At 63.5% G+C, this 9,702-nt stretch carries 10 protein-coding genes and 1 riboswitch; of the genes, 6 read left to right on the top strand and 4 right to left on the bottom strand.

Annotation, left to right across the window (positions count from 1 at the left end; all coding sequences use genetic code 11):
- Positions 1-14: 14 nt before the first annotated feature.
- Complete coding sequence (locus APH44_RS01270) at positions 15-1,067, bottom strand: NAD(P)-dependent alcohol dehydrogenase (RefSeq protein ID WP_054890894.1); 1,053 nt, start codon at positions 1,065-1,067, stop codon at positions 15-17.
- Between the two features lie 181 nt (positions 1,068-1,248).
- Here APH44_RS01270 and APH44_RS01275 point away from each other — a divergent pair, with 181 nt between their 5' ends.
- Positions 1,249-2,154 carry an AraC family transcriptional regulator gene (locus tag APH44_RS01275; RefSeq protein ID WP_054890873.1) on the top strand — a complete coding sequence of 302 codons (906 nt, stop codon included), beginning with the start codon at positions 1,249-1,251 and terminating at the stop codon, positions 2,152-2,154.
- Between the two features lie 8 nt (positions 2,155-2,162).
- On the opposite strand, the gene APH44_RS01280 is transcribed toward APH44_RS01275, so the two are convergent.
- The gene (locus APH44_RS01280) at positions 2,163-2,762 is read right to left on the bottom strand and encodes a TetR/AcrR family transcriptional regulator (RefSeq protein ID WP_054890874.1); all 600 of its coding nucleotides are present in this window, start codon (positions 2,760-2,762) and stop codon (positions 2,163-2,165) included.
- 91 nt (positions 2,763-2,853) lie between these two features.
- Between APH44_RS01280 and APH44_RS01285 the strand changes: the two genes are divergently transcribed.
- A complete protein-coding gene (locus APH44_RS01285; RefSeq protein WP_054890875.1) occupies positions 2,854-3,471 on the top strand; it encodes an NAD(P)H-dependent oxidoreductase in 618 nt (205 codons plus the stop codon).
- On the opposite strand, the gene thpR is transcribed toward APH44_RS01285, so the two are convergent.
- Positions 3,432-3,980: an RNA 2',3'-cyclic phosphodiesterase gene (gene thpR, locus APH44_RS01290; protein ID WP_054890876.1), complete on the bottom strand. Its 549-nt coding sequence runs from the start codon at positions 3,978-3,980 to the stop codon at positions 3,432-3,434. The two genes, APH44_RS01285 and thpR, sit on opposite strands and share 40 nt — an antisense overlap.
- A 196-nt stretch (positions 3,981-4,176) precedes the next feature.
- Between thpR and lpxO the strand changes: the two genes are divergently transcribed.
- The 3 genes from lpxO to APH44_RS01305 all read left to right on the top strand — a co-directional run bounded on the left by lpxO (position 4,177) and on the right by APH44_RS01305 (position 6,171).
- Positions 4,177-5,076, top strand: a complete 900-nt coding sequence (gene lpxO, locus APH44_RS01295; protein WP_054890877.1) for a lipid A hydroxylase LpxO — start codon at positions 4,177-4,179, stop codon at positions 5,074-5,076.
- A 102-nt stretch (positions 5,077-5,178) separates the two neighbouring features.
- Entirely contained in the window at positions 5,179-5,523 is a 345-nt protein-coding gene (locus APH44_RS01300; protein ID WP_054890878.1) for a carboxymuconolactone decarboxylase family protein, read from the top strand.
- A gap of 78 nt (positions 5,524-5,601) precedes the next feature.
- Complete coding sequence (locus APH44_RS01305; RefSeq protein WP_054890879.1) at positions 5,602-6,171, top strand: GNAT family N-acetyltransferase; 570 nt, start codon at positions 5,602-5,604, stop codon at positions 6,169-6,171.
- Between the two features lie 85 nt (positions 6,172-6,256).
- Here APH44_RS01305 and APH44_RS01310 read toward each other — a convergent pair whose 3' ends face one another.
- Positions 6,257-7,003: an outer membrane beta-barrel protein gene (locus APH44_RS01310; protein WP_054890880.1), complete on the bottom strand. Its 747-nt coding sequence runs from the start codon at positions 7,001-7,003 to the stop codon at positions 6,257-6,259.
- Between the two features lie 161 nt (positions 7,004-7,164).
- A riboswitch (cobalamin riboswitch) is annotated at positions 7,165-7,368 on the top strand.
- A 112-nt stretch (positions 7,369-7,480) separates the two neighbouring features.
- Between APH44_RS01310 and APH44_RS01315 the strand changes: the two genes are divergently transcribed.
- On the top strand, positions 7,481-9,607 hold the full coding sequence (locus tag APH44_RS01315) for a TonB-dependent siderophore receptor (protein ID WP_054890881.1): 2,127 nt from the start codon (positions 7,481-7,483) through the stop codon (positions 9,605-9,607).
- Positions 9,608-9,702: the final 95 nt, after the last annotated feature.

Genomic DNA, 9,702 nt, shown 5'->3' on the forward strand with positions numbered 1-9,702 from the left:
CTTCAACGCCCGGATCAGGCCTTCAAGGTCGCCATGTCGATCACGAAGCGGTACTTCACATCACCCTTGATCATCCGCTCGAACGCCTCGTTGATGTGGCGGATATCCAGCATCTCGATATCGCAGCTGATGCCGTGCTCGGCGCAGAAATCCAGCACTTCCTGGGTTTCGGCGATGCCGCCGATCAAGGAGCCGGCCAGCACACGCCGCTTGAGCACCAGGTTGGCCGCATGCACGGGCGGATCGACCGGCTCGATCAGGCCGACCAGGATGTGCACGCCGTCGAACTTCAGGGTTTCGAGGTAGGGATTCAGGTCGTGTTGCACCGGGATGGTGTCGAGCAGGAAGTCGAAACGACCCGCCGCCTCGCGCATCTGCGCCTCGTCGGTGGAGACGATGACATGATCGGCGCCCTGGCGACGGGCTTCCTCGGCCTTGGCCGGGGAGCGGGTGAACAGCGTCACCTCGGCGCCCAGGGCCTTGGCGAACTTGATGCCCATGTGGCCCAGGCCGCCCATGCCCAGCACGCCGACCTTGTGCCCAGGCCCCACGCCGTGGTGCTTGAGCGGTGAGTAAGTGGTGATGCCCGCGCAGAGAATCGGTGCTGCACTGGGCAGGTCCATCCCTTGGGGAATACGCAGGACGAAGTGCTCGCTGACCACGATGCTGCTGGAATAGCCACCCAGGGTATTGCTGCCGTCGATACGGTCGGGACTGGCGTAGGTCTGGGTCGGCCCTTCCAGGCAATACTGCTCCAGGTCCTGCCGGCAAGCCTCGCAATGGCGGCAGGAATCGACCATGCAGCCGACGCCGACCAGGTCACCGACCTGATACTTGCCAGCCTTTTCACCTACAGCGGTGACACGGCCGACGATCTCGTGGCCGGGCATCAGTGGGTAGACGGCAATGCCCCACTCATTGCGGGCTTGGTGAATATCGGAGTGACACACGCCGCAGTAGAGGATGTCGATGGCGACATCATCCGGGCGCAGGCCACGGCGCTGGAAGGTCATGGGCGCCAGGGGCGCGGTGGAAGACTGGGCGGCATAACCGATGGCGGTGTACATGCTCTGGACCTCGCAATATTGAAACGATTCAGGCCACGCATTCTGCGCATCGAAACGGGCCCGGCCCACAGCCGATCCTCCGGCATTCGTGCCTGATTCTCCGGAATTGGCCGCAGCGATCTGGCGCTGGACTGTCAATCTGCGAAGATGCCAGTGTCTGATTCTCTGTCCCTGGTTTGCCATGCACCTGACCCAACACGTCGACGCCAATGCCCCTCTCTGCTCGCTGATCCGCGCCCTCGCCTCGCGCCCCGGATTCGTCGACACCTACCTGCCCCAGGTCCAGGTGTTGTCGTGGGACCACTATGTGGCGAGCAGCCCACAGATCTACGAACCGAGCCTGATCATCATCGCCCAGGGCAGCAAGCTCGCGCGCCTGGGGCCGCGCACGCTGGAATACGGTGCCGGGCACTACCTGATCCAGGCGCTTTCAGTGCCCTTCATGTGCGAAACCTTCGCCACGCCCCAGGCGCCCATGCTCGGCGTGGCCGTGAGCATCGACCGTACCGTGCTGAGCGAACTGGTGCAGAACATGGCCCTGCCGCCGGACCCGGCGGTACAGGCGCAGACGCCGCAGTCGATGAGCTCGGCGGCGCTGGGTGCTCCAATGCGCGCCAGCGTCGAGCGTCTGCTCGAATGCCTGCAGGACCCGCTGGATGCGAAAATGCTGGGGGCCGCACGGGTGCGGGAGGTGCTGTATACGGCCCTGCGCGGCCCTCAAGCCGGTGTGTTGCGGGCGCTGGTCGAACAGCAGGGGCACTTTGCCCGGATCGGCGTCGCGCTCGCCTACCTGCGCGATCATTTCGCCGAGCCGTTGAGTGTCGAAGCGCTGGCCAGCCGTGCCAACATGAGCGTTTCGACCTTCCACGAACACTTCAAGCGCTGCACCGAACTGGCGCCGATGCAGTACCTCAAACGCCTGCGCCTGCTCAAGGCGCAGCAGATGCTGATCGGCGAGAGCCTGGGCGTGGCCCAGGTGGCGCACCGGGTAGGCTACCAGAGCACCTCGCAGTTCAGCCGCGAATACAAGCGCGAATTCGCCCGCAGCCCGGGAGACGAACTGCCCTACCGCAGCCTGCCGGTATGACCCAGCCCTCAGCCCTGGCGCCGGACCATCGCCACGATACCGGCGCTCAGTTCCGCCTTGGCCTGCCCTGGTTCGACTTCCCCCGACGCCGCCGCCTGTGACAATGCCTCGGCGGCGCCGACCAGCAGACGCAAGCCGGCCAATCCGATATCCCCGCCCGGCGCAAACGGCGCCAGCGCCTGGCGGCACCGGTCCAGGAACGGATCCTCGTACCCCCGCTTGAGCGCCTCGAGCTCCGGCGAACCGGCCAACGCCGCACTGACGCCCGGTATCTCACGCCCCTGGGTCATCACACAATCGACATAGGCTGCGGCGATTACCGCCGCACGCGCCTCAAGGTCCACAGGACAGTCCGCCAGCACGACCTCGAGCATGGCGGTCTGGCGCGCGTCGTATTCCTCGTAAAGCGCCACCAGCAAGCCGTTGCGGGTTTCGAAGTGGTCGTACACCACCGGCTTGGTCACCCCTGCCAGCTCGCTCAGGCGCCCCAGACTCAGCGCATCGGTGCCCTCCTCGCGAACCATCTGCCAGGCCACCGCTATCAATTGCCGCCGACGATCCTCACGGGACAGGCGTTTACGTACAGGGCGCGTCTCATCGCTTGACATAGCTTACCTACCAAAAGTAACTTACCAACCGTAACTTACGCCGAGTATATAGCGCCCGGCCTCTTCCCGCATCCCATAAAGGAACGCATCCATGCACGCCCTGATCGTCCTCGCCCACCCCGACGCCCAATCACTCACCCACGCATTGTCCAGGCAGATCGCCGACGGCCTGGCCCAGGCAGGCCATACCAGCGAAATCGCCGACCTGGCTGCAGAGGGCTTCGACCCGCGCTTCGAATTGCCCGACCTCAATGTCCATCGTCACCTGGCCAAGCCGCCGGCGGACGTACTTGCCGAGCAGGCACGCATCGAACGGGCTGATACCCTGGTGCTGGTCTACCCGGTGTACTGGTGGTCGTTCCCCGCACTGCTCAAGGGCTGGATCGACCGTGTGTTCAGCAATGGCTGGGCCTTCAGCTACGAAGACGGCAAGACCACCAAGCTGCTCAACCACCTGAAGGTCCACCTGGTGGCGGTCGGCGGCGCCGACGCTGCCCTGTTCGACCGCCATGGCTACGGCGCTGCAATGCGCGTACAGATCGAGCATGGCATTTTCGACTGGTGCGGCGCCCAGGTATCGAGCTCGATCCTTCTGGACGAGAGCGAAGGCCCGGATACCGCCAGGCACTTACCCACCGCCTACACCCTCGGACAACGTCTGTTCGCCGCTCAGGCTTCGTCCAGCGGCCACTCGGCCAGCGGACAGTAACGGCCCTTGCGCGATTCATAGAGACCGAACCGGCGGGCATTGAGGAAGAACTCCGGAGCCTGCGCCGCCTCTGGTGGCTGTCCCTGGAAATCCCGTGACAGGGTCAGGTGCGGACGGTATTCACGGGCCTGCTCGGCGATGCCCAGTGGCAGTAGCCGCTGCTCCAGCCCGTAGACCAGTTGGCGCAGGCTGGCAGGGGTATCGCCAGGTTCGAGCACCAGCGCGCCGGCACGTCGCCACACCTGCAGACGGTCGAGCAACAGGCGTATCGGCGCCCCTGGGCGCGTCATGCCGTCTACCGCCGCGCACAGTGCCGGTACCTGGGCGGCATCCACATCGCCCAGAAACAGCAACGTCACATGAAAATTCTCGGCCGGTACCGGCTTGCCGGCCCGCAACCCCAATTCACGACGCCACTGGGCAACGGCCCGGCGCTGGGTTTCGGGCAAAGCCAGGGCGAAAAACAGGCGCTTGAAGGGCGCGCCGCTTGGGCGTACATCCTGAACCATCGGAAACTCCTCGAGGGCTGAAGGGCATGCAGGTTCAAACGCTGCCAGGGTTGAATCGTTTGCGCAGCTTGCAGGGTATTCCACCTTCGTCCATCAGCGATGACTTAACAATAAGTACAAACTGGCGACACGATTGTTTATGCTGGCGGGCTACAGCCATGGCGCATGGCCATTTTTATTCGACAAGTAACCGTCCATGAAAATTGCACTCGTACTGATCTTCGTCCTCTCGATCGCCTATGTTCACCTGCGCGGTCGCGTTCGCCACAAGCTGACTCGCCAGCTGGGCGACCACTCGAGTTTCCTCGCCCCGGTCAACAGTTTCCTGTACCTGTTCTCCAAGCACCCGGCCAAGCCCTATTTGCCCGTCGAGTCGTTCCCTGAGCTGCAGCCGCTCAAGGACCACTGGCAGGAAATCCGCGAAGAAGCCCAGCAATTGCTGCACGCCGGCGAGATCAAGAAATCCGACAACTACGATGACGTTGGCTTCAACTCGTTCTTCAAGACCGGCTGGAAGCGCTTCTATCTGAAGTGGTACGGCGAGAGCCACCCTTCGGCGATGACCCTGTGCCCACGCACGACCGAACTGCTGCAAGGTATCGGCACGGTCAAGGCGGCGATGTTCGCCACCCTGCCGCCGGGGGCCAAGCTGGTTCGTCACCGTGACCCCTATGCCGGCTCCTACCGCTACCACCTGGGCCTGGACACACCGAACGACGATGGTTGCTACATCGATGTGGACGGCGAGAAGTATTCCTGGCGCGACGGCGAGGCGGTGATCTTCGACGAGACGTACATCCACTACGCGGCCAATACCACCGAGCACAACCGTATCATCCTGTTCTGCGACGTCGAGCGCCCGTTGAAGTACCGCTGGGCAAGCGCCTTCAACCGTTGGTTCAGCCGCAACGTCATGGCCGCGGCAGCTGCGCCCAACGATGCCAACGACAAGACTGGCGGCATCAATCGACTGTTCACGCGCATCTACAAGATCCGTGAACGTGGCAAGGCCATGAAGAAGCGCAACCGCACCCGCTACTACCTCGAGAAATGGGCCGTGGTGGCGGCACTGGTGCTGCTGTTCATCTACATCTGACACGTCCTGCGGCCTCCTTGCCCCTCGGTGACGAGGCCTGCCCTTCCCCCCATCTTCGACTAGCCTGAAAGCTCCTGTTGCCAACCTGACAAGGTGAAGACGATGAGCATGATGGACTGGGACGCCTACCGTAAGCAGTTGATGGCCGGCATCGGCGATCTCAAGCAGCTTTCCCCCGACACCGTGGCCGGCTACGCCACCGCCAGCGCTGCCGGCGCCAAGACCAACCACCTCGACGCCAAGACCCGAGAGCTGATTTCCCTGGCCGTGGCGGTGACCACTCGCTGCGACGGCTGCATCGCCGTGCATTCGCAGCAGGCGGTCAAGCACGGTGCCACCCGCGAGGAAATCGCCGAAGCCCTCGGCGTGGCCGTGGCCATGAACGCGGGCGCAGCCCTGGTGTATTCGGCACGGGCACTGGATGCGGTCGGCAAGGCCGGCAGTTGACGCTCTCGGGCGCCACAGCCCTTGCATGACGGCGCCCATCCACCCAGACTTGCCGGCCCAGCCCGAGCAGGAACCGACATGATCCACATTCGCCCCATGACCCCGGAAGACTTCGAGCGTTTCTGGCCGACCTTCCAGGCCATCGTCCAGGCGCGCGAAACCTACGCATACGACCCACAGATGTCGCAGGAGCAGGCGCGCACGCTGTGGCTGGAGTTTCCGTTGCACACCCTGGTGGCCGAAGAGGATGGCGAGCTGCTCGGTTCCTACTACCTCAAGGCCAATGCCGCAGGCCCGGGCGCGCACGTGGGCAATTGCGGATACATGGTCACGCCCCGTTCACGCGGACGTGGCGTGGCACGGCTGATGTGCGAGCACTCGCAGAAGCTGGCGCGGCAGGAGGGTTTTCTGGCCTTGCAGTTCAATTCGGTCGTGGCGAGCAACGAGGTCGCCGTGGGGCTGTGGCACAAGCTCGGTTTCGAGACCGTCGGGCGCCTGCCCAAGGCATTTCGTCATGCAGCACTGGGGCTGGTGGATTGCCTGGTGATGTACAAGTGGCTGGCCGATGAGCCAGTGACCGAGAAACCGGCGCTGCTGATCGGACGCAAGAACATCGAGGCGCGGGTATCGCGGCGCCGGGGCCGCTAGGCGCCCTTGAGCCTGCTGGGGAATCCTCGTGCCGAGAGTGCGGCACGAGGCTGCCCTTACAAACGGCGTACAACCACCGAAGGCATCAGAACGCCAGGCCGACCTTCACGCCAAACTCGTCACGCTTGAGCTTGTTGTTGTCGGCAACCGGCGAGTCCTCGTCGATCTTGTACTCGGTACGGGTGTAGTACACGCCCGCCTGGATCGGCATGCTGCCTTGCTGGTTCATCAGCAGGGTGACTTCGGCATACGGGTTGGTGCGGTCCTTCATGTCGACACTGTCGCTGCCGAAGTCGTCGACCTTCAAGCGCGCACGGCCATCGATGGTGTGACGAGCACCGACTTCGACACGCAGGGTCGAGGCATCGAACTGGTGGTTGTAACCCAGCGCGGCCTTGGCGAACGGCGACTTGTAGGTCAACTTGGTGTCCAGGTCGTTGATCTCGGGCTCGAAACGGGTCCAGCTGTAACCGCCACCGACGATCACGTCGACGAAGTTGCGCGCATCCAGCGCGGCACGCCAGCCAAGGTCGAGGTCGGCCTGTGCCTCCTTGAGCTTGTTGTCGTTCTTCTTGCCGTACTTGGCTTCGGCACCGATCTGGTAGATGAAGCCGGACTCGGCCGTCATCTTGTTGCCGAAGTTGGCGAACACACCGCCTTGGCCCAGGTGCTCCTTATCGGAGTCGCCGCCGCCTTCGAACTTGAACTTGTCGTAGGAACCGAGCAGGCCGAAGGTGAACAGGGGCTCGGTGCTGGGGGCTGCCATCGCTGCCAACGGCGCGCCGAGCAGGGCCAGGGCGCAAGTGTGACGCAGCAGTTTTCCAGTAAACATTCGCAAAAGTCTCCATGACGTTGAATAAAAAGGGCGAACGAGCGGTTCGAGACAACGTCAGTCGGAAAAGTTCGAAAAAAATCTAATAAAAACGCGCAACCCTGCAGCCCATCACGTTTTTTCGCCTATCCAAACGATTGACTCCCCCTGCGTTCGATGGTCAGATGCCGCCAGTTTCAGGTGTCCTGCGCCGCCGTGCGCAGGGTGAAACGGGAAGCCGGTGCGTCTTTGCAGACAAGTCCGGCGCTGCCCCCGCAACGGTAAGCGAGCGAATCCTTCGACACACCACTGTGCTCATGCATGGGAAGGTGAAGGCTTCACGACCCTCGCAAGCCCGGAGACCGGCCTGATGCTTCTGTTGGCAAACCCGCGGTGGGCGGGCGCAGGCCGGTGTTCGCGTGCGCGCCTGCGTGCGTGTCTGCTCGTCTTTGCGTTGTTTCCACCGGGATCCATTCATTCCTGAACCCGTGGAACGACATGTCCCGACACTTCAAGCTTCACACCCTGGCCGCCTGCATGGCCGTGTCCCTGCCGGCGCTGGCCGAGCAGCCGCAAGGCAAGGTCCTCGACCTGCCCTCGACGGCGATCACCGAGACCCGCGACGAACAGATCGTCGACCTGGCAACCCCTACCCAAGCCGGTTCGCGCCTGAACCTCAGCGCCCTGGAGACCCCAGCCAGCACCACCAGCATCACCGCCGAGCAGATCCAGCAGCGCGCCAACCTCACTGTGCAGGATGCAGTGACCCGATCGCCCGGCATCACCTCCGTCGGCACCCCGGGCAACGGCAACACCGCCCTTTCCGCCCGTGGTTTCACCGGACACGCCTCGGTGATGACCCTGTTCGACGGCTCGCGCCTGTACACCGGCGCCGGCACCCAGACCTTTCCGGTCGACCCGTGGATGGTCGAGCGCATCGATGTGATCCGCGGCCCCGCCTCGGTGCTTTATGGCGAAGGCGCCACGGGCGCTGTGATCAACGTGATCCCGAAAAAACCCTTCGCCGGCGAGATCCGCAACCACCTGCGCCTGGGCTATGGCTCATGGGATCGCCAGCAACTGGGGCTGGACAGCGGCGGCAGCTTGAGCGAGCGCCTCAGCTACCGCGTGACCGTGAACAAGCAGGAAGGCAATGGCTGGGTCGACCGTACCGATTCGCGCAGCCTGGCCTTGAGTGCAGCCTTGCGCTTCGATGCCACCGACGACCTGAGCTTCACCCTCGCCCATGAGCGTGGCGACGCACAGCCCTCGAACTACTTCGGCACGCCGCTGATCGACGGCCACCTGCGCGACAGCCTGCGCAAGAAGAACTACAACATCCAGAACGACGTGCAGCGCTACCACGACGAATGGACCCGCTTCAACACCGACTGGACCCTCAGCGACAGCGTCACGGCAAGCAACCAGCTGTACTACATCAAGAGCCGTCGGCACTGGCGCAATGCCGAGGACTACACCTGGGATCCGACCCGCGAGCAGCTGGAGCGGGCAAGCTACCTGGAGATCAAGCACAATCAGGAGCAGATCGGCGACCGCCAGAGCTTCACCTTCGATCATTCGCTGTTCGGGCTGAACAGCAAGACCGTGGTCGGTGCCGAGTACAACAAGATCCGTTTCAATGTCGACAGCAACTCGCCGTACAACGATGTCGGCGGCGATTACGTCGATCCTTGGAGTCCGGCACCGGGCGGGTTCCAGAGCCAGAACGTCACACGTCCGCAAACCCTCTCGACCACCCACACCTTCGCCCTGTTCGCCGAGAACCGTACCCAACTGACCGATCGCCTGTCGCTGGTGACCGGTATCCGCCGCGACCAGAACCACATAGACCGTAACAACCTGACCAACGACACGCGAGTCGACCGCAGCCTGCAAGGCGGCAACTGGCGCGCCGGCCTGGTATTCGCGGTAACCGACAACCTGTCGCTGTACGGCCAGTACTCCACCAGCGAAGACGGGGTGAGCAACCTGATCAGCCTCAGCCCGAGCCAGATCAACTACGACCTGACCGAATCGAAGCAGACCGAGCTGGGGCTCAAGCAGCGCTTCTGGGATGGGAGTGGTGAATGGACCCTGGCGGCGTATCACATCGTCAAGAAGAAGCTGTTGGTCGACGACCCGATCAGCCATGAGAAACAGCAGGCCGGCCAGCAGACCTCCGACGGCCTGGAAGCCGCGCTGGAGCTCGATCTGGGCCACCAATGGCAGGTATCGGCCAACGCCTCGGTGGTCCGCGCCAAGTACGATGACTTCGACGAGATCGTCGGCGGCATCGCCCAGGACCGCGCCGGCAACCGCCCCGCCAACGTTCCGCGCCGCACCGCCAACCTCTGGCTCAACAAGGGCTTCGGCCAGACCGTCGACGCCGGCATCGGCCTGCGCTACGTCGACCAGCGCTATGCCGACACCGCCAACGCCTACAGCGTCCCCGGCTACACCGTGGTCGATGCCAATCTCGGCTGGCAGGTACTGCCCGACGTACGCCTGGGCCTGCAGTTGAACAACCTGTTCAACCGCGACTACGTGGTTGCCGCGCACAGTGGCCAACAATGGCTGTTGGGCGCGCCACGCTCGTACTTCGCAACGGTGGACTACAGCTTCTGATGATGTAGGCCTTGCCGGCCTATCGCGGGACGAGCCCGCTCCCACAGGTAACCACCCTCCTAAAGACTGGTGGAGCACCTGGACTGCCCCCAACC

It is taken from the genome of Pseudomonas sp. NBRC 111143, from assembly GCF_001320965.1.
In the GTDB taxonomy this organism is placed as follows: Bacteria; Pseudomonadota; Gammaproteobacteria; order Pseudomonadales; family Pseudomonadaceae; genus Aquipseudomonas; species Aquipseudomonas machongensis.

Bases quoted from the DNA above. Each gene is read 5' to 3' on its own strand.
- APH44_RS01300 (WP_054890878.1), top strand. From the start codon at position 5,179: ATGAGCATGATGGACTGGGACGCCTACCGTAAGCAGTTGATGGCCGGC.
- thpR (WP_054890876.1), bottom strand. From the start codon at position 3,980: ATGGTTCAGGATGTACGCCCAAGCGGCGCGCCCTTCAAGCGCCTGTTT.
- APH44_RS01270 (WP_054890894.1), bottom strand. From the start codon at position 1,067: ATGTACACCGCCATCGGTTATGCCGCCCAGTCTTCCACCGCGCCCCTG.
- APH44_RS01275 (WP_054890873.1), top strand. From the start codon at position 1,249: ATGCACCTGACCCAACACGTCGACGCCAATGCCCCTCTCTGCTCGCTG.
- lpxO (WP_054890877.1), top strand. From the start codon at position 4,177: ATGAAAATTGCACTCGTACTGATCTTCGTCCTCTCGATCGCCTATGTT.
- APH44_RS01280 (WP_054890874.1), bottom strand. From the start codon at position 2,762: ATGTCAAGCGATGAGACGCGCCCTGTACGTAAACGCCTGTCCCGTGAG.
- APH44_RS01305 (WP_054890879.1), top strand. From the start codon at position 5,602: ATGATCCACATTCGCCCCATGACCCCGGAAGACTTCGAGCGTTTCTGG.
- APH44_RS01315 (WP_054890881.1), top strand. From the start codon at position 7,481: ATGTCCCGACACTTCAAGCTTCACACCCTGGCCGCCTGCATGGCCGTG.
- APH44_RS01310 (WP_054890880.1), bottom strand. From the start codon at position 7,003: ATGTTTACTGGAAAACTGCTGCGTCACACTTGCGCCCTGGCCCTGCTC.
- APH44_RS01285 (WP_054890875.1), top strand. From the start codon at position 2,854: ATGCACGCCCTGATCGTCCTCGCCCACCCCGACGCCCAATCACTCACC.